The sequence below is a fragment of the Sphingobium sp. OAS761 genome (assembly GCF_024168485.1).
Classification (GTDB): Bacteria; Pseudomonadota; Alphaproteobacteria; order Sphingomonadales; family Sphingomonadaceae; genus Sphingobium.
The window spans coordinates 86,953-106,999 of record NZ_JALJVY010000011.1; the positions used below are offsets into that span (position 1 = coordinate 86,953).

General features: G+C 62.9%; 25 protein-coding genes and 1 pseudogene. 21 read left to right on the forward strand and 5 right to left on the reverse strand.

Translation table 11 applies throughout. The features are described 5' to 3' along the window. Window positions 1-65 precede the first annotated feature (65 nt). Genes J3E64_RS15415 through J3E64_RS15425 form a run of 3 tightly spaced genes read left to right on the forward strand, consistent with a single transcriptional unit; the run spans window position 66 to window position 2,455 of the window. A complete protein-coding gene (locus J3E64_RS15415; protein WP_253344006.1) occupies window positions 66-695 on the forward strand; it encodes a class I SAM-dependent methyltransferase in 630 nt (209 codons plus the stop codon). 60 nt (window positions 696-755) lie between these two features. Next, window positions 756-1,688, forward strand: coding sequence for an ABC transporter ATP-binding protein (locus J3E64_RS15420; RefSeq protein ID WP_253343913.1), 933 nt, complete (start codon window positions 756-758; stop codon window positions 1,686-1,688). Continuing rightward, the gene (locus J3E64_RS15425) at window positions 1,685-2,455 is read left to right on the forward strand and encodes an ABC transporter permease (protein ID WP_253343914.1); all 771 of its coding nucleotides are present in this window, start codon (window positions 1,685-1,687) and stop codon (window positions 2,453-2,455) included. The genes J3E64_RS15420 and J3E64_RS15425 overlap by 4 nt, the downstream gene beginning before the upstream one ends. 33 nt (window positions 2,456-2,488) lie before the next feature. Here the strand turns inward: J3E64_RS15425 and J3E64_RS15430 are convergent, their stop codons facing one another. The 5 genes from J3E64_RS15430 to J3E64_RS15450 all read right to left on the reverse strand — a co-directional run bounded on the left by J3E64_RS15430 (window position 2,489) and on the right by J3E64_RS15450 (window position 5,861). Further along, complete coding sequence (locus tag J3E64_RS15430; protein WP_253343915.1) at window positions 2,489-2,809, reverse strand: hypothetical protein; 321 nt, start codon at window positions 2,807-2,809, stop codon at window positions 2,489-2,491. Window positions 2,810-2,903: 94 nt separating this feature from the next. Further along, the gene (locus J3E64_RS15435) at window positions 2,904-4,265 is read right to left on the reverse strand and encodes an MATE family efflux transporter (protein ID WP_253344007.1); all 1,362 of its coding nucleotides are present in this window, start codon (window positions 4,263-4,265) and stop codon (window positions 2,904-2,906) included. Window positions 4,266-4,273: 8 nt separating this feature from the next. Beyond that, on the reverse strand, window positions 4,274-5,206 hold the full coding sequence (locus J3E64_RS15440; RefSeq protein WP_253343916.1) for a DUF808 domain-containing protein: 933 nt from the start codon (window positions 5,204-5,206) through the stop codon (window positions 4,274-4,276). Between the two features lie 92 nt (window positions 5,207-5,298). After that, on the reverse strand, window positions 5,299-5,532 hold the full coding sequence (locus J3E64_RS15445; protein ID WP_253343917.1) for a hypothetical protein: 234 nt from the start codon (window positions 5,530-5,532) through the stop codon (window positions 5,299-5,301). Beyond that, complete coding sequence (locus tag J3E64_RS15450; protein ID WP_253343918.1) at window positions 5,529-5,861, reverse strand: hypothetical protein; 333 nt, start codon at window positions 5,859-5,861, stop codon at window positions 5,529-5,531. Before J3E64_RS15450 ends, J3E64_RS15445 begins: the two co-directional genes overlap by 4 nt. Window positions 5,862-6,051: 190 nt before the next feature. On the opposite strand from J3E64_RS15450, the pseudogene J3E64_RS15455 reads away from it, so the two are divergent. From J3E64_RS15455 to nuoK, 18 genes and pseudogenes are all read left to right on the forward strand, one after another. After that, a pseudogene (locus J3E64_RS15455) lies at window positions 6,052-7,138 on the forward strand (L,D-transpeptidase). Further along, window positions 7,135-7,734: a M23 family metallopeptidase gene (locus J3E64_RS15460; protein WP_253343919.1), complete on the forward strand. Its 600-nt coding sequence runs from the start codon at window positions 7,135-7,137 to the stop codon at window positions 7,732-7,734. Before J3E64_RS15455 ends, J3E64_RS15460 begins: the two are co-directional and overlap by 4 nt. A gap of 114 nt (window positions 7,735-7,848) precedes the next feature. Further along, window positions 7,849-8,412, forward strand: a complete 564-nt coding sequence (gene efp / locus J3E64_RS15465) for an elongation factor P (protein ID WP_253343920.1) — start codon at window positions 7,849-7,851, stop codon at window positions 8,410-8,412. Further along, complete coding sequence (locus tag J3E64_RS15470) at window positions 8,412-8,804, forward strand: hypothetical protein (RefSeq protein WP_253343921.1); 393 nt, start codon at window positions 8,412-8,414, stop codon at window positions 8,802-8,804. The genes efp and J3E64_RS15470 overlap by 1 nt, the downstream gene beginning before the upstream one ends. Window positions 8,805-8,847: 43 nt before the next feature. Further along, window positions 8,848-9,663 (forward strand): inositol monophosphatase family protein, encoded by an 816-nt coding sequence (locus J3E64_RS15475; protein ID WP_253343922.1) that lies wholly within the window; start codon window positions 8,848-8,850, stop codon window positions 9,661-9,663. Window positions 9,664-9,791: 128 nt separating this feature from the next. Then, window positions 9,792-10,166: an NADH-quinone oxidoreductase subunit A gene (locus tag J3E64_RS15480; protein ID WP_253343923.1), complete on the forward strand. Its 375-nt coding sequence runs from the start codon at window positions 9,792-9,794 to the stop codon at window positions 10,164-10,166. Further along, window positions 10,157-10,711: an NADH-quinone oxidoreductase subunit B family protein gene (locus tag J3E64_RS15485; protein ID WP_301287322.1), complete on the forward strand. Its 555-nt coding sequence runs from the start codon at window positions 10,157-10,159 to the stop codon at window positions 10,709-10,711. Before J3E64_RS15480 ends, J3E64_RS15485 begins: the two co-directional genes overlap by 10 nt. Window position 10,712: 1 nt before the next feature. Further along, window positions 10,713-11,510, forward strand: coding sequence for an NADH-quinone oxidoreductase subunit C (locus tag J3E64_RS15490; protein WP_253343924.1), 798 nt, complete (start codon window positions 10,713-10,715; stop codon window positions 11,508-11,510). Then, window positions 11,510-12,745, forward strand: coding sequence for an NADH-quinone oxidoreductase subunit D (locus tag J3E64_RS15495; protein ID WP_253343925.1), 1,236 nt, complete (start codon window positions 11,510-11,512; stop codon window positions 12,743-12,745). Before J3E64_RS15490 ends, J3E64_RS15495 begins: the two co-directional genes overlap by 1 nt. Before the next feature lie 268 nt (window positions 12,746-13,013). Next, window positions 13,014-13,394, forward strand: coding sequence for a hypothetical protein (locus J3E64_RS15500; protein ID WP_253343926.1), 381 nt, complete (start codon window positions 13,014-13,016; stop codon window positions 13,392-13,394). After that, window positions 13,394-14,074, forward strand: coding sequence for an NAD(P)H-dependent oxidoreductase subunit E (locus J3E64_RS15505; RefSeq protein WP_253343927.1), 681 nt, complete (start codon window positions 13,394-13,396; stop codon window positions 14,072-14,074). The genes J3E64_RS15500 and J3E64_RS15505 overlap by 1 nt, the downstream gene beginning before the upstream one ends. Next, entirely contained in the window at window positions 14,071-14,220 is a 150-nt protein-coding gene (locus tag J3E64_RS15510; RefSeq protein ID WP_253343928.1) for a hypothetical protein, read from the forward strand. The genes J3E64_RS15505 and J3E64_RS15510 overlap by 4 nt, the downstream gene beginning before the upstream one ends. Then, the gene (gene nuoF, locus J3E64_RS15515; protein ID WP_253343929.1) at window positions 14,220-15,563 is read left to right on the forward strand and encodes an NADH-quinone oxidoreductase subunit NuoF; all 1,344 of its coding nucleotides are present in this window, start codon (window positions 14,220-14,222) and stop codon (window positions 15,561-15,563) included. The genes J3E64_RS15510 and nuoF overlap by 1 nt, the downstream gene beginning before the upstream one ends. Before the next feature lie 2 nt (window positions 15,564-15,565). Continuing rightward, entirely contained in the window at window positions 15,566-17,572 is a 2,007-nt protein-coding gene (gene nuoG, locus J3E64_RS15520) for an NADH-quinone oxidoreductase subunit NuoG (protein ID WP_253343930.1), read from the forward strand. After that, complete coding sequence (gene nuoH, locus J3E64_RS15525; RefSeq protein WP_253343931.1) at window positions 17,569-18,618, forward strand: NADH-quinone oxidoreductase subunit NuoH; 1,050 nt, start codon at window positions 17,569-17,571, stop codon at window positions 18,616-18,618. The genes nuoG and nuoH overlap by 4 nt, the downstream gene beginning before the upstream one ends. Next, window positions 18,615-19,100 carry an NADH-quinone oxidoreductase subunit NuoI gene (gene nuoI, locus J3E64_RS15530; protein ID WP_253343932.1) on the forward strand — a complete coding sequence of 162 codons (486 nt, stop codon included), beginning with the start codon at window positions 18,615-18,617 and terminating at the stop codon, window positions 19,098-19,100. The genes nuoH and nuoI overlap by 4 nt, the downstream gene beginning before the upstream one ends. Before the next feature lie 27 nt (window positions 19,101-19,127). Beyond that, entirely contained in the window at window positions 19,128-19,739 is a 612-nt protein-coding gene (locus tag J3E64_RS15535; RefSeq protein WP_253343933.1) for an NADH-quinone oxidoreductase subunit J, read from the forward strand. Beyond that, a complete protein-coding gene (nuoK, locus tag J3E64_RS15540) occupies window positions 19,736-20,041 on the forward strand; it encodes an NADH-quinone oxidoreductase subunit NuoK (RefSeq protein WP_253343934.1) in 306 nt (101 codons plus the stop codon). Before J3E64_RS15535 ends, nuoK begins: the two co-directional genes overlap by 4 nt. Window positions 20,042-20,047 lie beyond the last annotated feature (6 nt).

The window sequence follows — 20,047 nt, forward strand, 5'->3', positions numbered from 1 at the left end:
ATCGACGCGGCTTCCCGACGCCGCTAAGGGAGTCGCAATGGATATGAAGCGGTCGCCCTTTGCCCATGCAGCCTAAGCCCAAGCGCAGCCGGGCAGTAGCTCTGCCCCGCAGTGAGTTTCGCGCCCGTGCCACCGAATATATCGATTTTCTGGGCGCCTGGCTGAAAAAGCCGCGCCAGACCGCGTCGGTAGTCCCTTCCAGCCGCTATCTCGCCCGCCTGATGGTGCGACAGATCGATCCGCAGGACGGCCGGGTTCTTGAACTGGGCGGCGGGACCGGCGTGTTCACCCGCGCCATATTGGCAACCGGCCTTCCGCCCGAAAGGCTGGAAGTGGTCGAGATCAACCCGTCCTTCGCGCGCGGCCTGCGCCGCCATTTTCCGCATGTTTCGGTGCTGGAGACGCCGGCCCAGATCGTATCGACCGCGACCGCCGGGGAACCTGGCGAATATCAGACCGTGGTCAGCGGCCTGCCTTTGCTGGCAATGGATCGGCATATGCATGTGGACATATTGACCGAAGCCTTCCGGATGCTTCGGCCCGGCGGTAGCTTCGTACAATTCACCTATTCCATGCGACCGCCGGTCAGCCGCGACATACTGGACTGGCTGGATCTGGATGTGGTGCGGGTCGGTCAGACGGTGCGCAATTTCCCGCCCGCGACGGTGTTCCGCTTCGTCCGGCGCGGCGAATAGCTTGTATCGGTCATTCGCTCCCCTATGTTTGCCGCAACGCAAAAAGGGGCAAGGCCGTTCATGGCATCGATCATCCGCATTGAAGGTCTGACAAAACGTTACGCCTCCGGTTTCGAGGCGCTCAAGGGCATCGACCTGACCATCGAAGAAGGCGAGATTTTCGCTCTGCTCGGTCCCAACGGGGCAGGCAAGACGACCATGATCTCGATCATCTGCGGGATTGCGCGGCCCACGGGCGGTGCGGTCGTTGTCGCGGGGCATGACATCATTCGCGACTATCGCGGCGCCCGCAGCGCCATCGGCCTCGTGCCGCAGGAATTGAGCACCGATCAGTTCGAGCGCGTCATCGACACTGTGAACTTCAGCCGCGGCCTTTTCGGAAAGCCGCGCGACGACGCCCATGTCGAAAAGATTCTTCGCGACCTGTCGCTCTGGGACAAGCGGCACAACAAGATACTCGAACTGTCGGGCGGCATGAAGCGGCGCGTCATGATCGCCAAGGCCTTGAGCCATGAACCGCGCGTCCTGTTCCTGGACGAACCGACCGCCGGCGTCGACGTGGAACTGCGCCGGGACATGTGGAAGCTGATCGGCGAATTGCGCAAGACCGGCGTCACCATCATCCTGACCACCCATTATATCGAGGAGGCCGAAGAAATGGCCGACCGGGTGGGCGTGATCAACAAGGGCGAATTGATGCTGGTCGAGGAAAAGACCGCCCTCATGAAAAAGCTTGGCAAGAAGACGCTGAGCGTGCTGCTGGCCGAACCGATTGCCGCCCTTCCGCCCGAACTGGCGGAATGGGACGTCGCGCTGGGCGCCGACGGCCAGCAGATCGACTATGTCTTCGATACCCAGGCGGAACGGACCGGCGTGTCGTCTCTGTTGCGGAGACTGGGTGACCTTGGCATCGGCTACAAGGATCTCAACACCCGCCAGAGCAGCCTGGAGGATATTTTCGTGAGCCTGGTGCATCAGGAGAAGGCCGCATGAGCCTCCGCAATTTTCACGCCATCGCGTCCATCTACAAGTTCGAACTGCATCGTTTCGGTCGCACCCTGCTGACCGGCCTGCTGGTGCCAGTCATCACCACGTCGCTCTATTTCGTGGTGTTCGGCGGTGCGATCGGATCGCGCATGACCGAAGTGGACGGCATTCCCTATGCCGCCTTCATCGTGCCGGGCCTCATCATGATGTCGATGTTCACGGAAAGCATCTTCAACGCCAGTTTCGGCATCTATATGCCCAAATTCACCGGGACGATCTACGAACTGCTGTCGGCGCCGGTGTCTGCGACCGAAACCATCATCGCCTATGTCGGCGCGGCGGCGACGAAATCGCTGATCGTCGGCACGATCATCTTCGTCACCGCCCATCTGTTCGTCGATCTGCCCGTCGCGCATCCGTTCGCCATGGCGGGATTCATGGTACTGATCGCGGTCAGTTTCTGCCTGTTCGGTTTCATCCTGGGCATATGGGCGCAGAGTTTCGAGCAGTTACAGGTGATCCCGCTGCTGCTGATAATGCCCATGACGTTTCTTGGCGGCGCCTTCTATTCGGTGCACATGCTGGCCGAGCCATGGCGCACGGTCACGCTGTTCAACCCGATTGTCTACCTGATCTCGGGTTTCCGCTGGACCTTCTTCGGCCGCGGGGACGTGGCGATAGAGTTCAGCCTGTTGTTCATCGCGGCGATGCTGGCGGTCTGCCTCGGCATCATCGGCTGGGTGTTCCGTTCGGGATACCGGCTCAAGAAATGAAGCGCAGCCGGGGCGGGAGCCCCGGCGCCGGCATCAGGCTGCCGCGCTTTCGGGCTGGACCGCGAACAGGGTCACGCCCTTATATTTGTCGTCGTCGCCGTTGTAGAGGCCGTACATCGCCTCGAACGCCTCATCGACGATCTGAAGATCGGACAGTCCGGCCAGCTTGAATGTGCCGAGCTTCAGTTCGCGCGGCGGTCGGCCGTCGCGATCGACGGTCACCGCATCGATGAACATCTCGTCATGACGGGTGTAGAGGATGTGCGGGGCCAGGGTGACGACCATCTTGTTGTAGGTCACCTTCAGGCACTTCTGGAGCGCGATCGCTTCAAAAATCTCGGTCGGAGCTTGCATGATTGGCACTCCCTGACCGATTTGCGTGATTCTTTCAATTGCTTTGTGCGCCGCACCATTTCCTGTCGTGCAACAGCCGGGACGAACCGTTCGGCTAGGGAAGCAGGCCCAGCCGCGCGCGCAGGCTCCACCGCGCGACCAGCAGGAGCGCCACGACCCCCAGACCGCAGGCAAGCCCCAGCCAGATGCCAAGCCCGGCAAGGTGGAGCGGGAAGGCGAGCAGCGTGCCGACGCCGATACCGACGACCCAATAACCGGCGAGGGCGAAGATCATGGGCATGGTTGTGTCCTGCACCCCGCGGAGGACACCTGCGCCAACCGCCTGCGCCGCGTCGGCGAGCTGGAAAAGAGCCGCTATAGCCAGAAAACCGATGGCAAGCGCGGCGGTCCGGCCGTTGGCCGGGTCGGCAGTATCGAAAAAGGCGGAAACCAGCATCCGCGGCGCGAGCAGCAACAGCGCCGCCGCACAGGCGGCGAATCCCGTGCCGATCATCAGCGCTAGCCAGCCGGCGCGACCGATGGCGGCATGATCGCGGCGGCCATAGGCGATGCCGACGCGTACCGTCGCGGCCTGGCCGATGCCCATGGGTACCATGAACATGAGTGCCGCAATCTGTATCGCGACCGCATGGGCTGCCAGCGCGTCCCGACCGATCAGGCCCATCAGGAAGGCCGAGGCATTGAATACGCTCGTTTCGAAGCCCAGGGTGATCGCGATCGGCAGGCCCAGCGCCCACACCTGTCGATGGCGGTCCCGGTCGCTGCGCCAGAAGCGGCCCATCAACCGAAAACGGCGAAAGCGCCGGTCGATCAGGATGACGGCCAGCAATCCGGCGAACAGGAAGCTGGACGACAAGGTGCTGGCCAGTCCGGCGCCCAGCAGGCCCAGCGCCGGCGCGCCCAGATGCCCGAAGATCAGCGCCCATCCGGCCACGACATTCACCGGAATCGCGGCCAGCATGATCACCAGACCCCAGAAGGGACGCTCCAGCGCGCCGATGAAGTTGCGCAAGGTCGTGAAGCCGAGGAAGGGCAGCAGCGCCCATTGCAAGCCGTGCATCAGCCGTCCGGCTTCCCGCGCCAGATCGGGCAACTGGCCCATGGTCAGCAGGATGTTTTCGCACTGCCACAGCACCGCCCAGGCCGGAATGACGAACAACAGCGCGGCGCGAAGGGTCTGGTGGACTGTTCGACGCACGTCGCGAATCGAGTGGGGGCGGCGGCCGCGTTCCGTCGCGATCAGCGGAGACGCAGCGGTGACCAGGCCCATGCCGAAAATCAGCAAGGCGTTGAACAGGTTGATGGCCAGCGCGCCCGCCGCGACGCTTTCCGCGCCCCGGCGGCCGAGCAGCAGCAGGTCGGTGGCAGCGATCGCCGCCCAGGCGATATTGCCCGCGATCATCGGCAGGGCGAGCGCGATCAGCGCGCCGGCTTCGCGCCGCCAGAGGGACATCAGGGCGGTCCTTAGTGCCGACGCGGTACGAGGTGAAGCGCGCCGACGATGATCGCGCCCACGACCAGCCCGATGACAGCGCCGCCGATCGCCGTGATGACCCAAGCGACCGCACCACCGATGGCGGGCAGCGCATGGGCGGCGGATTCGGCCAGATGGTCGATCGTGCCGGGGATCAGGTCGAAATGGAATTCGTGCAGGCCATGAACGATCAGGCCCCCGCCGACCCACAGCATTGCCGCGGTCCCGACCACACCCAATATGGACATGACAACCGGCATCGCTTTTACCAGCCCGCGCCCGAATAGGCGGGTCGCGGCCGAGGCGCGCTGCGCCAGATGTAGTCCGATGTCGTCCATCTTCACGATGAAGCCGACGACGCCATAGACGCCGGCCGTAATCAGGATCGCCACGACAACCAGTATAATGGCCTGTTCCCATATCGGTTCGGCGGCAACCGCGCCGAGCGAAATGGCCATGATCTCACCCGACAGGATGAAGTCTGTGCGCACCGCGCTCGACACTTTCTGCTGTTCCATTTCGGCGGAACTGTGGGTGACGACGGCTTCGCGGGCAAGGTCATGCCCGCCTGCGAGCGCCTCCATCAGTTTTTCGACTGCCTCGAAGCACAGGAAAGCCCCGCCTGCCATCAACAGCGGAGGTAGCAGCCAGGGCGCGAACGCGCTCATGAGAAGTGCGGCGGGAAGCAGGAAGAGAAGCTTGTTGCGGAGCGAGCCCTTCGCGATCTGCCAGATGATCGGCAATTCGCGGTCCGGCGTCAGGCCCATGACATAATTGGGCGTCACGGCCGCGTCGTCGATCACGACTCCGGCCGCTTTCGTCCCGGCCTTGCCCGCCGCGCCGGCCACGTCGTCCAGCGAGGCGGCGGCCAGCTTGGCGATGCCCGCAACATCGTCGAGCAGCGCGATCAGACCGGAAGGCATGTCAGAATTCCCCGTTACCGACGCCCGCCAGGACGCCCTTGTTGCGCCTCATAAGCGGGGCGGCGCGCAGGGGCAATCGGTCGTGTGTCCGGTCAGTAATTGCCCGGAGGATCGCTTGCCGGGAAGGATTCGTCCGATTGTTCGTCGACAACGTCCCAATCCTTGCGGTCGATACCATGTTGCGGGCCCGCATCGCGGACGACCCCTGACGATCCGGCCGGGCCGCGGTCATCTTCCGCGTCGCTTGGACCCATCCAGTTGCGCCAACCCTTGACGGCGAACGCGCCCAGGCCGGTCACGATGGCCAGTTTCAGCAATCCCTTCATGATGTGCCCTCCTTGTCGGGGTGAATATGGACCCAGTCTGCGCGATCGTGACCAACCGCCGACCGCGCCAGCGGCATTTCGCCTTCTTCATCCGTACCGTGATGTGAAGGGTCGGCGCCGCCGGACGGCACGACCTGCCACCGCTCGCGCAAGGCCGCATCGATCATTGCGCGCCACACCTGTCCATCTCCGGCTGCGCGCATCGCATCATCGGGCTCTTTCAGCATCGCAAGCACGCTTGCGGCCTCGTCCGCGTGCTGGGGCCAGGATTCGGGATCGTTCGCCGCGAAATGGCGTGCCAGGCGTTCGATGAGCGTGCGTTCGGTCATATGTCATCAACGTTTGCGCTGCTGGCGCGTTCCTTCTTCATCACGCCCCCGTACCAGTATGAACGGACGGCCGGTCGCGTCGGCGACGGCGGGCAAGGGCTGGGCGAGCCGGCGAAAGCGCGCACGCGTCCAGGCGACGCAGCTTTCCCGCGACCTGTGCGTTTCTCCCGCCTGAGAGGAAGGACGTTGCTTGCGAAACTATCTACTTTTGCCGGTGCTGCTGTGCAGCGCATGTCACGTGACCGTTACGGATGCCAACGAGTCCGAACAGGCAAATGCGGCGCGATCCGCCGAGCGGGTGCCAACGACCGTAACGAGCGCAAAGGCGGACGATTTCGAGATCGTGCCGGAACAGACTGCCTGGCAGGCCAACCGGATATTGCAGGCGCAGGTCGCTCTGGACCGGTGGGGCTTTTCTCCCGGCGTGCTCGATGGCAAGGACGGCATGAGCTTCAAGGCGGCGCTGCGCGGCTTTCAAGCAGGCACATGATTTGCCGGTGACAGGCGAATATGACGCCAGGACAATGAACGCATTGCTGGAGGGGGAAGCGCGGCCGACCACATGGCTGGTGCGCATCCCCGCGGATTTCGCGCGCGGTCCCTTCTTCGATATTCCCAGGGGATTGAACGAGCAGGCGAAGCTGCCGGCGCTAACATACCGCAATCTGCTCGAAAAACTGGCCGAGCGTTTTCACACGACGCCCGAAACATTATTGTCGATCAACCCGTCGGGGACGAAGACGGGCGCCGGCACCGTTGTCCGCGTTCCGGCGATCGGCAACCAGCCGGTCGCCGATATTGAAGGGGACGAGCGCGGATGGGGTCAGACCCTGGCCAATCTGGGCGTAGCAAAGGATCAGCCGCAGGCCGATCATCTGGTCGTCGACAAGTCCGAGGGGTTGCTCAAAGTATATGATGCCCAGAGCAAGCTGATCGCCCAGTTTCCGGTCACAACGGGATCGCAGCATGATCCCTTGCCGATGGGCGAATGGACAATCCGGGGCGTCAGCCGCAATCCCGATTTCCACTATAATCCCGACCTGTTCTGGGATGCGTCGTCCAAGGACCAGAAAGCGATGTTGCGGCCAGGCCCCAACGGCCCTGTCGGCGTTGTCTGGATCGACCTGTCCAAGGAGCATTACGGCATTCACGGCACGCCCGAGCCGCAAACGATCGGCCGTACCGAAAGCCATGGGTGTATACGCCTTACCAATTGGGATGCGGTCCGCCTTGCTCAGATGGTCAGGAGCGGGGTGAAGGCGACATTCCAGGCATGAACAGGGCGCGGCTATGGGGTGGGGCCGCGATAACGATCCTGCTTTGTGCCGTGTTTCTTCGCGCCTGCGTGCGGATCGTTCCGCCCGATCGGTCGGAGCGCGAACCCATGGCCTCAGCGCCGCCATCGCCTGCCTCCGTCCCGATGCCTAGTCCTTCAAACACGGGGCCTCTGCTCATTCCAGTTTCGGGTGTCGCCGCGTCGGCTCTCGTCGACACCTTTGCGCAGGCGCGCGACCATGGCGGACGCCCGCATGATGCCATCGATATCATGGCGGAGCGGGGCAGGGCAGTGCTGGCCGCAGCGGACGGCCCGGTGGAAAAGCTCTTCTGGAGCGACGCGGGCGGGCGCACGCTGTACCAGCGGGCGGATGGCGGACGCCTGCTCCTCTATTATGCGCATCTGGACGGCTACGCGCCCGGCGTGCGGGAAGGCATTTCGGTGCGCAAGGGCCAGCAAATCGCGACGGTGGGCAGTACCGGCAATGCCGATCCGGCCGCCCCCCATCTGCATTTCGCGGTGCATGTCGTGCGCCCGGACGATCCCTGGTACGCGGGACGCCCGGTCAATCCCTATCCGCTGCTGACCCGCCGCTGAGGCGAAGCGGTCGGGCGGCCCCTCTTGCTCTTCGGCCGATCCGGCTGTAAAGGCGCGCCAACCTCGCAGAGGTCGGCTCTTTTCCACTATCAGACATATAGGCAGGCTCTTCCCATGAAGATCAGCGGCGTCGAGATTCGTCCCGGCAACAACATCGAATATGACGGCAGCCTGTGGCGCGCCGTGAAGATTCAGCACACCCAGCCCGGCAAGGGCGGTGCCTATATGCAGGTGGAACTGAAAAACCTGATCGACGGCCGCAAGAACAATGTGCGTTTCCGGTCGGCCGAAACCGTGGAGCGCATCCGCCTCGACACCAAGGATTTCCAGTATCTCTACGCCGAAGGCGACATGCTGGTGTTCATGGATACCGAAACCTATGAGCAGATCAATCTGCCGATGGACCTGGTCGGCGACGCCGCTGCGTTCCTTCAGGACGGGATGATGGTCATGCTGGAAATGTACGAGGAACGCCCGATCAGCGTCCAGCTTCCCGAAACGGTAGAGGCGACCGTGGTGGAGGCCGACGCGGTGGTGAAGGGGCAGACAGCCTCGGCCAGCTACAAGCCGGCGATTCTCGACAATGGCGTCCGGGTGATGGTGCCGCCGCATATCGTTACGGGCACGCGCATCATCGTCGACGTGTACGAACGCGAATATGTGAAGCGCGCGGACTGATGCTCGGGCGGCTCGCGCTTCCGCTGGCGGCGACGCTCGCCGCCTTGGCCATCGGTCAGGCCGCCCTGGCGGCCGAGCCTGCCGCGCCGTCAAAGGCGGAACTGGATGCCGGCGCTTTCCATCTCAAGGTGTTGATGGGCGCTCTCCAATCGAAGGAAATCGATCAGCCGATAAAGAACGTGCTGTTCGTGTGCCTTTACGAAAATCCGTTCGGCAAGATCAGCGACGCGACGTCCAAGGTGCTGGCGGGCAACAAGCTCGATCCCAAAGACCCGAACAAGGTGCTGACCGTAATGGCGGGTGTATGCGGCCTGCGTCCCGGAGAGGATGGGCAGGCACCGTCCAAGACTCCGCCCAAATCCGGTCCGCCGCAGCAGCCAAGCAGCCGTTGAACCCCACACATCTTCTCCATCCAGGAGAAGGGAGACAAGTATAATGGTATCGCATTCCGGCCTTCTCACCGTCATGGAGCGCGCCGCGCGAAAGGCGGGCAGCAAGCTTCGTCGCGACTTCGGCGAGGTCGAACATCTCCAGGTCAGCCGCAAGGGACCGGCGGACTTCGTGTCCAAGGCCGACCATCAGGCCGAACGCACGCTGGTGGAGGAGTTGCAGAAGGCCCGGCCCGACTGGGGATTCCTGCTGGAAGAAGGCGGCGAGATTGCCGGGGACCCGACCAAGCCGCGCTGGATCATCGATCCGCTCGATGGCACCACCAACTTCCTGCACGGCATTCCGCATTTCGCCATTTCCATCGCGGTCGAGGAGCCGCTTTATGGAGGCAACAAGCGCGAAGTGACGACCGGGCTCGTCTATCAGCCCGTCACCGATGAGAGCTATTGGGCGGAAAAGAGCCGGGGGGCATGGCGGCACGACCAGCGGCTGCGCGTGTCGGCGCGCCGCGATCTGGGCGATTGCCTGATTGCGACCGGCATACCGTTCATGGGCCATGGCGACATGGCGCAGTGGACGCGCATTTTCGGCGCCGTGGCGCCTTCGGTCGCAGGCCTGCGCCGCTTCGGCGCCGCCTCGCTCGATCTCGCCCATGTCGCTTCGGGGCGCTATGACGGTTTCTGGGAAAGTGGACTCCAGCCGTGGGACGTCGCGGCGGGCATGCTGCTGGTCCGCGAGGCGGGCGGTTTCGTCAGCGATTTCCGGGGCGGCGACCAGATGATCGACCGCCGCGAGGTGATCGCGGGCAATGACGCGATCCATTCGAAACTGCACAAGCTGGTAGCGGGCGCGCTGCGATAAGGCGCAACAAGGCCAAGCAGTTCAGCGGCTTGGCCTTGTTGCGATTCATTCTCATGCCCTTGGCCCCTTGCTTCGCATATGCAGCAGGCCTAAAGCGCGCCCACAACCTTTTCGCCCAGGGGAATCCGTTGGTCGATCTTAGCCAATATCTGCCGATCCTCATCTTTCTCGGGATCGCCTTGCTGCTTTCGGGCGCCTTCGTTTTCCTGCCCATGCTGGTCGGTCGTCTGACCGGAGCGCATCAGCCCGACCCGGCCAAGCTCAGCGAATATGAATGCGGCTTTCCCGCCTTTGAAGAGCCGCGCAGCCAGTTTGATGTGCGCTTCTACCTCGTTGCGATCCTGTTCATCATCTTCGATCTGGAAGCGGCGTTCCTCTTTCCGTGGGCAGTGAGCCTTGACCAGATCGGCTGGGCCGGCTGGGCGACGATGATGATCTTCATAGCGGAGCTGGTGCTCGGCCTCGTCTATGCGTGGAAGAAGGGAGCACTCGATTGGGAGTAGAACTTGAGCGGCCCGCGCCCGGCACCCTGCCGCCCGTGGGGACCCAGCCCGACCAGAACTTCTTCGACTCTCTGAATGCAGAGGTGAATGACAAGGGCTTCCTCGTCACATCGACCGAGGAGCTGTTTCACTGGGCGCGTACCGGGTCGCTGTGGTGGATGACCTTTGGCCTTGCCTGCTGCGCTGTGGAAATGATCCACGTCAACATGCCGCGTTATGACATGGAGCGCTTTGGCGCCGCCCCGCGCGCATCGCCGCGCCAGTCGGACGTGATGATCGTGGCGGGCACGCTGTGCAACAAGATGGCGCCCGCGCTGCGCAAGGTCTATGACCAGATGTCCAACCCGAAATATGTGATTTCGATGGGTAGCTGCGCGAATGGCGGCGGCTATTATCATTACAGCTATTCGGTGGTGCGCGGATGCGATCGCATCGTGCCGGTCGACATCTATGTGCCCGGTTGTCCGCCGACCGCCGAGGCGCTGTTGTATGGGGTGATGCAGTTGCAGCGGAAGATTCGCCGCGTCGGGACGATCGAGCGCTGATATGGGCCATTCCGCACCCAGGATCGCGACCATCGACGGGATCGTCGGAGAGATCGCCGGCCTGCTCGGCCCGATGCTGGTCGAAACCGTCGATCATGCCGACGAACTGAGCTTCACTGTCGTGCGCGGGGAACTGGCAAATGCCATGACCCTGCTGTGCGACGGCGCGCATTATCAGCAGCTCATGGAAATCGCCGGTGTCGACTATCCCGACCGTCCCGAACGGTTCGAGATTTGCTATCACCTGCTGAGCGTCACGCGGAACCATCGCATCCGCGTTAAGGTGACCACGGACGAGGATCACGCCGTTCCCACCGTCACGCATATCTGGCCGGTTGCCGGCTGGCTGGAGCGCGAGGTGTTCGACATGTATGGCGTGGTGTTCGACGGCAACACCGACCTGCGCCGCATCCTGACCGACTATGGTTTCAAGGGGCATCCGCAGCGCAAGGACTTCCCGCTGACCGGCTATGTCGAGCTGCGCTATTCGGAAGAGGACAAGCGGGTCGTCTATGAGCCGGTGAAACTCGCCCAGGATTTCCGCAGCTTCGACTTCATGAGCCCGTGGGAAGGGGCGGAGTATATATTGCCCGGCGACGAGAAGGCGCATGGCGAGGCTCCCGGTGCGCCGGCGCCCGCCGCCGCGCCCGTGCCCAAGACCACCGGGAAGAAGTCGGAGACCGGGGCGGGCGAGCCGGCGAACACGAAGGCTGCGGAAAAATCGGCGGATGCGCCCTCGAAGCCGGCTGCCCAGACCGACCAGGGCAAGGGCGCCGCCAAGCCGGAGGACAAGGCCTGATGTCCGACTATATGGAAAAGCTGGATCACACGATCAACGCCGACGACCCGACGCTGGGCGACACGGAAATCCAGAACTACACGATCAACTTCGGTCCGCAGCATCCCGCGGCGCACGGCGTGCTGCGCTTGGTCATGGAGCTGGACGGCGAGATCGTCGAGCGCTGCGACCCGCATGTCGGCCTGCTCCATCGCGGCACCGAGAAGCTGATCGAATATAAGACCTATCTTCAGGCGCTGCCCTATTTCGACCGGCTCGACTATTGCTCGCCGCTTGGCATGGAGCACAGCTATGTGCTGGCGGTCGAAAAGCTGCTGAACCTGGAAGTGCCGCTGCGCGCGCAATATCTGCGCGTGTTCTTCGCGGAGCTGACCCGCATCTGCAACCACATGCTGAACCTGGGTTCGCATGTGATGGACGTGGGCGCGATGACGCCGAACCTGTGGCTGTTCGAGATTCGCGAGGATTGCCTCAACTTCTTCGAGCGGGCGTCGGGCGCGCGGATGCACTCGGCCTATTTCCGGCCGGGCGGCGTGCATCAGGACGTGCCGCTGAAACTGCTGACCGACATTGCCGACTGGCTCGACACGCGGCTGCCAAGGCTGTTCGAGGACGCGATTTCGCTGGTGGCCGACAACCGCATCTTCAAGCAGCGCAATGTCGACATCGCCATCGTCAGCAAGGAAGACGCGCTGAAATGGGGCTTTTCCGGCCCGATGATCCGCGGGTCGGGTATTCCTTGGGACATCCGCAAGTCGCAGCCCTATGACGTCTATGACCGGATGGAGTTCGACGTTCCGGTCGGCACGCAGTTCGACTGCTACGACCGCTTCATGGTGCGCGTCGAGGAAGTGCGCCAGTCCGCGCGGATCATGAAGCAGTGCCTGAACGACATGCCCGAAGGGCCGATCGCCAGCTTCGACCGCAAGGTGGTGCCGCCCAAGCGCGGCGAAATGAAGCGATCGATGGAGGCGCTGATCCACCACTTCAAGCTCTATACCGAGGGCTTTCATGTGCCCGCCGGCGAAGTCTATGTCGCGACCGAAAGCCCCAAGGGCGAATTCGGCGTCTATCTGGTCGCGGACGGCAGCAACAAGCCCTATCGCTGCAAGATCAGGCCCACGGCCTTCTCGCACCTTCAGTCAATGGATTTCCAGTTGAAGGGCCATATGCTCGCCGACGTGACCGCCGTGCTGGGCGCGATGGACATCGTGTTCGGGGAGTGTGACCGGTGAGCGTGGTTGTCACCAATTTCATCCTCCCCCATAGGGGGAGGGGGACCGCCAGCTTGCTGGTGGTGGAGGGGTATCGCCCTCTCGATAGTATGACACCCCTCCGTCAGGCTTCGCCTGCCACCTCCCCTTCCAGGGGAGGAATGTTCTGGGAGTGTGACCGGTGAAGAGGTTATCGCTCCTTTTGATCCCGATATTTCTAATCGGGTCGGGTGCCGCCGCTCAACCCGTGCGTGTGCCTCCGCCGCCTCCAACAGGAGGCTCAGTTGGCATGGATCGTGCTGCGGTCGATCTCTTCATCAGTGCAATAACTGCGGGAAAGCGAGCAGATATTGAAAGCGCCCTAGCGCCTGATGTGCAAGTAGCCGTTTTCCGTCGGAATCCATCTGCGGGCACAGAAAACATGGAGTTGGCTACAACTGAGGGGCGGACAGTTACCGCTAACCAGATTGCGCTCGTTGATAAGCGCATAAAGCGGCCGAAATCCTATATTTGCGTGTATGAAAAATATTTTGCTTCGTGCCGTTCGCAAGTTGCGCGGGGTGCCGGTGCATCAATTTTAGGCATTTCGACCAACGGTCGAGGTGTTTCGTCGGTGCGTATTTCCTACGCAACATTTGATGAAATGTATAAAGCTTATGTGGGCAAATAATGGCTGACGCACCCCATATCCCCGACGAAGCCGAGACCCGCGCGCGCTGGGGCGCGTTTGCGTGGACGGCGGAGAACGCCGCTCAGGCGGAGAAGATCATCGCCCGCTATCCCGCTGGCCGGCAGCAGTCGGCGGTGATGCCGCTGCTCGACCTTGCCCAGCGGCAGGTTGGCGCGGAGACGCAGACGCAGGGATGGCTGCCCGTGCCGGTGATGGAATATATCGGGCGTCAGCTCGATATGCCGTACATGCGCGTCTATGAGGTCGCGACCTTCTACACCATGTACAACCTCGCGCCGGTCGGCCGCTATCATGTGCAGGTGTGCGGCACGACGCCCTGCATGTTGCGCGGTTCCGACGATGTGTTCGCGGCCTGCAAGAACAAGGGGCTGGTGAAGGGCGCGACCACGCCCGACGGCCTGTTCACGCTGACCGAGGTCGAGTGCCTGGGCGCCTGCGCCAACGCGCCGATGGTCCAGATCAACGACGATAATTTCGAAGACTTGACCTATGACAGCATGACGGCGGTGCTGGACGATCTGGCCGCCGGCAAGCAGCCGAAGATCGGCCCGCAAATCGAGCGGCAGACGAGCTGCCCCGAAGGCGGTCCGACCAGCCTTGCCGACATGGTCGGCGAAAATCACGACTATCGCGGGCAGTGGGGGACCTCTGCCGCATGAGCGCGCTCATCTCCATCATCCTGGCGATCATCGTCTTCATCGTCGCGCTGAAAATCATCGGCGCGGTGCTGGGGCTGGTTCTCGGGCTGGCGGTCGCCGTGCTCATCTATTTCGTTGCTGAAAAACTGATCGGAAAGAGCCGCTGATGGCTGATGAAACCGCTCCGCCCGCCCCGCCGCCCTTCGTGGGTCCGCTGGAGGACAAGGATCGCATCTTCACCAATGTCTATGGCTTCCAGGACTGGGGCATCGACGCGGCGATGAAGCGCGGCGATTGGGACAATACCAAGAAGCTGCTGGAAATCGGCCAGGACGCAATCATCGACATCATCAAGGCGTCGAACCTGCGCGGCCGCGGCGGCGCGGGCTTCCCGACCGGCATGAAGTGGAGCTTCATGCCCAAGGAAAGCAAGGACGGCCGTCCCAGCTTCCTGGTCATCAACGCCGACGAATCCGAGCCGGGTTCGTGCAAGGACCGCGAGATCATCCGCCACGATCCGCACAAGCTGATCGAAGGGGCGTTGATCGCCGGTTTCGCGATGCGCGCGCGCGCCGCCTATATCTATATTCGCGGCGAGTTCATTTACGAAGCCAAGGTGTTGTTCGCCGCCGTTGAGCAGGCCTATGAAAAGGGCTTCATCGGCAAGAACGCTTGTGGTTCCGGTTATGATTTCGACGTGTTCGTCCATCGCGGCGCGGGCGCCTATATCTGCGGCGAGGAAACCGCGCAGATCGAGAGCCTGGAGGGCAAGAAGGGCCAGCCGCGCCTGAAGCCGCCTTTCCCGGCGGGGGCGGGGCTTTATGGCTGCCCGACCACGGTCAACAATGTGGAATCCATCGCGGTTTCGCCGACCATCCTGCGGCGCGGGGCGGCGTGGTTCAACGGTTTCGGGCGCGAGAATAATCGCGGCACCAAGCTGTTCCAGATCAGCGGCCATGTGAACAAGCCGTGCGTGGTCGAGGAAAGCATGTCGATCCCGTTCCGCGAACTGATCGACCGCCATTGCGGCGGCATTAGGGGCGGGTGGGACAATCTGCTGGCGGTAATCCCCGGCGGTTCCTCGGTGCCGTTGGTCCCCGCCAAGGAGATCATGGACGCGCCGATGGATTTCGACGGGTTGCGCGCGCTTGGGAGTGGCCTCGGCACCGCCGCCGTCATCGTCATGGACAAGTCGACCGACATCGTCCGCGCGATTTCGCGTCTCTCCTATTTCTACAAGCATGAAAGCTGCGGCCAGTGCACGCCGTGCCGCGAAGGCACGGGCTGGATGTGGCGGGTGATGGAACGGCTGCGCAACGGCGAGGCGGACATCAGCGAAATCGACATGCTGCAGCAGGTGACCAAGCAGGTCGAAGGCCATACCATCTGCGCGCTGGGCGACGCGGCGGCCTGGCCGATCCAGGGCCTGATCCGCCATTTCCGCCCGGAAATCGAACGACGGATCCATGAGAACAAGGGTAGCGCCCCCATGATGGAGGCAGCGGAGTAACCATGCCCAAGGTCAAAGTAGACGGCGTAGAACTTGAGGTTCCGGCGGGTGCCACTGTGCTCCAGGCGTGCGAGATGGCCGGCAAGGAAATCCCGCGTTTCTGTTACCATGAACGGCTGAGCATCGCCGGCAATTGCCGCATGTGCCTGGTCGAGGTGAAGCCCGGACCGCCCAAGCCGCAGGCGTCGTGCGCGCTGCCCGCCGCCGAGGGGCAGGAAATCCGCACCGACAGCGAGATGGTGAAGAAGGCGCGCGAAGGGGTGATGGAGTTTCTGCTCATCAACCACCCGCTTGATTGTCCGATCTGCGACCAGGGCGGCGAATGCGATTTGCAGGACCAGTCGGTCGCCTATGGTCGAGGCGGCAGCCGGTACGAAGAGAATAAGCGCGCCGTCACCGAAAAATATATGGGCCCCATCGTCAAGACGGTGATGACCCGCTGCATCCAGTGCACCCGCTGCGTGCGCTTTGCCGAGGAAGTCGCGGGCGTGCCGGAAATCGGCGCCATCTATCGCGGCGAGAATATGCAGATCACCACCTATCTCGAACACGCCGCCAAGAGCGAGCTGTCGGGCAATGTGGTGGACCTGTGCCCCGTCGGCGCGCTGACCGCAAAGCCTTACGCGTTCGAAGCGCGTCCGTGGGAATTGAAAAAGACCCATGCGATCGACGTGATGGACGCGGTGGGCACCAACATCCGCCTCGACAGCCGGGGTCGCCAGGTGCTGCGCGCCGTACCGCGCATCAATGACGACGTGAACGAGGAATGGGCGAGCGACAAGACGCGTCACAATGTCGACGGTCTGGTCCGCAAGCGGCTGGACAAGCCGTTCGTTCGAAAGGACGGCAAGCTGGTTCCTGCGACATGGGAAGAGGCGTTCAAGGCGATCGCCGCCGTGCAGCATGGCGGTAGCGTCGCGGCGATCGCGGGCGACCTGCTCGATTGCGAAACGATGTTTGCCGGCAAGCTGCTGATCGAAAAGCTGGGCGGCACGATGCTGGAAGGCCGTCAGACCGGCCTGTCCTATGACGTGTCGAGCCTGTCTGCGGTGGTGTTCAACACGCCGCTCGGCGACCTGGAAACGGCGGACATGATCCTGCTGGTCGGCACCAACCTGCGCTGGGAAGCGCCGCTGGTGAACACCCGCATCCGCAAGGCGATCAAGAAGGGCGCGAAGGTCTTTGGCCTCGGTCCGGAAGTCGACCTGACCTACAAGGTCGAATGGCTGGGCAACGACGCGTCGCTGCTCGCCAAGCTGCCCAAGGCGGTGGTCGACGCATTCGCCAAGGCGGAGCGGCCCGCGATGATCGTGGGTGGCGGCGTGCTGGCCAAGGACGGGGCGCATGGCGACACGCTGGCGCTGGTCGAGACGCTGGGCCTGATCAAGGACGGCTGGAATGGCTATAATCTGCTGCATTTCGCGGCGGCGCGCATGGGCGGGCTGATGCTGGGCTATGCGATGGATGGCGGCATCAAGGCTATGGCGCAGGCCGCGCCGAAGCTGCTCTTCTCGCTGGGTGCGGACGAGGTGGACTATGCGGCCTTCGGCGGCAGCTTCAAGGTCTATGTCGGCCATCATGGCGACAAGGGCGCGCATGCGGCGGACGTGATCCTGCCGGGCGCCAGCTACGCCGAGAAAGCCGGGACCTACGTCAATCTGGAAGGCCGGGTGCAGCGTGGGGAAAAGGCCGTGTTCGCGCCGGGTGACGCCCGCGAGGACTGGTCGATCCTGCGTGCCTTGTCGGACGTGCTGGGTGCCACCCTGCCGTTCGACAGCTTTGACGCGCTGCGCACGCAGATGGTCGCCGCCGTGCCGGCGCTGGGGGTTGAGGGCATCGCCGATTATGGCTGGTCCGTGCCGTCGCTCCCGACCGGAGCCAGCGGTGAGTTCGGCTCGCCGATCAAGGATTTCTACCTCACCAACGCGATCTGCCGCGCCAGCCCGACGATGCAGCAATGCTCGGCCGAACTGATCCATGGTGAAAGCTTCGCGGAGGCCGCGGAATGACCGCCTTTTTCAACGACCACGGCGTTCCCTACGATCTTGCCTGGCTGCTTTCCACCGTCATCGGTATCCTGCTGATCGCGTTGCCGGTCATGCTGGCCGTGGCGATGCTCATCTATGCCGATCGCAAGATCTGGGCGGCGATGGCGCTGCGGCGCGGTCCCAATGTCGTCGGCCCGTTCGGCCTGCTCCAGTCCTTCGCGGACGGGTTGAAGGTCATGTTGCAGGAAACCATCGTCCCGTCGGCCGCGAACAAGGCATTGTTTCTGATCGCGCCGATCATCACCTTCACCGTAGCGCTGATGGCCTGGGCCGTCGTGCCCTTCCAGGTGGGCGTGGTGCTGGCCAACATCAATGTCGGCCTGCTCTACATACTCGCGATCAGTTCGCTGGGTGTGTATGGCATCGTGCTGGCGGGCTGGGCCTCCAACTCCAAATATCCCTTCTATTCCGCGATCCGCGCGAGCGCGCAGATGATCAGCTATGAAGTCTCGATCGGCTTCATCCTGATCACCGTGGTGCTGTGGGCGGGAAGCTTCAACCTGACGACGATCGTGGAAAGCCAGAAGGGCTATTATGGCTTCCTCAACGGCAACGGGTTCAACCCGCTGCTCTTCCCGATGGCGATCATGTTCCTGATCTCGGCGATGGCCGAAACCGCGCGCGCACCCTTCGACCTGACCGAAGCGGAGAGCGAACTGGTCGCGGGCTACCAGACCGAATATTCGTCCATGGCCTTCGCGCTCTATTGGCTGGGCGAATATGCCAACGTCATCCTGATGTGCGCTTTGAACGCCATCCTGTTCTGGGGCGGATACCTGCCGCCGTTCGACTGGGCGCCGCTCTACATGGTGCCGGGCATCCTCTGGCTGTTCGCCAAGATCCTGTTCTTCTTCTTCGTCTTCTCCTGGGTGAAGGCGACGGTGCCCCGTTACCGCTATGACCAGCTGATGCGGCTGGGCTGGAAAATATTCCTGCCGACCTCGCTGCTGTTCGTCTTCCTGGTGTCGGGCTTCCTCATGCTGACGCGCTATGGAGGCGCACAATGAGCCTCGGTTATTACGTCAAGTCGTTCACCCTCTGGGAGTTCGTGAAGGCGCACGCCCTGACCTTGAAATATTTTTTCAAGCCCAAGGCGACGATCAACTATCCCTATGAGAAGAATCCGATCTCGCCGCGCTTTCGGGGGGAGCACGCGCTGCGCCGCTATCCCAATGGGGAAGAGCGCTGCATCGCGTGCAAGCTGTGCGAGGCGATCTGTCCGGCGCAGGCGATCACCATCGAGGCGCAGCCGCGCGACGACGGCAGCCGCCGCACCACGCGCTACGACATCGACATGACCAAATGCATCTATTGCGGCTTCTGCCAGGAAGCCTGTCCGGTGGACGCCATCGTCGAAGGGCCGAATTTCGAGTTCGCGACCGAAACCCGCGAGGAGCTGATCTACGACAAGGCCAAGCTTCTCGAGAATGGCGACAAGTGGGAACGCGCGATCGCCGCGAACCTTGCCGCCGATGCACCCTATCGTTAAGCCGCGCGCCAAGGGGAATTTGATCCAGTGATTCATGTTGTCGCCTTCTACCTGTTCGCCACATTGGTGGTGTGCAGCGGCGCGCTGACGATCCTGTCGCGCAACCCGGTCCATTCGGTCCTGTGGCTGATCCTGGCCTTCTTCAACGCGGCGGGTCTCATGATCCTGCTGGGCGCCGAATTCATCGCGATGCTGCTCGTCATCGTCTATGTCGGCGCGGTCGCGGTGTTGTTCCTGTTCGTGGTCATGATGCTGGACATCGATTTCGCCGAATTGCGGGCGGGGTTCGTTGACTATCTGCCGTTCGGGCTGCTGATTGCGCTCGTGCTGCTGGCCGAAATCGTGCTCGGCATCGGCATATGGAGCGCCGGCCCCATCGAACTGGCGCAGCGTGCCGGCCCGGTGAATCCGGAACTCACGAATATCCAGGCGATCGGGGCGCTGCTCTACACGCGCTACATCTTCCTGTTCGAAGCGGCGGGCATCGTTCTGCTGGTCGCGATGATCGGTGCGATCGTCCTGACCCATCGCGCCCGCGGCGGCGTGCGGCCGCAGAATATCGCCAAGCAGAACCGCCGTCGTCCGCAGGATGCGGTGCGCAACGTCAATCAGCCCGTCGGGCAGGGGGTGGAGCTGTGATCGGCCTTCAGCATTATCTGGTGGTCAGCGCCATCCTGTTCGTGACGGGGGTGCTGGGCATCTTTATCAACCGCAAGAATGTCATCATCATCCTGATGGCGATCGAGCTGATCCTTCTGAGCGTGAACATCAACCTCGTCGCCTTCAGCGCCTTCCTGGGCGATCTGGTGGGCCAGGTGTTCAGCATGTTCGTGCTGACCGTCGCGGCGGGTGAGGCGGCCATCGGCCTTGCCATCCTCGTCATCTATTTCCGTGGTCGCGGCACCATCGCCGTCGACGATGTCAACCGGATGAAGGGCTGAGCCTGA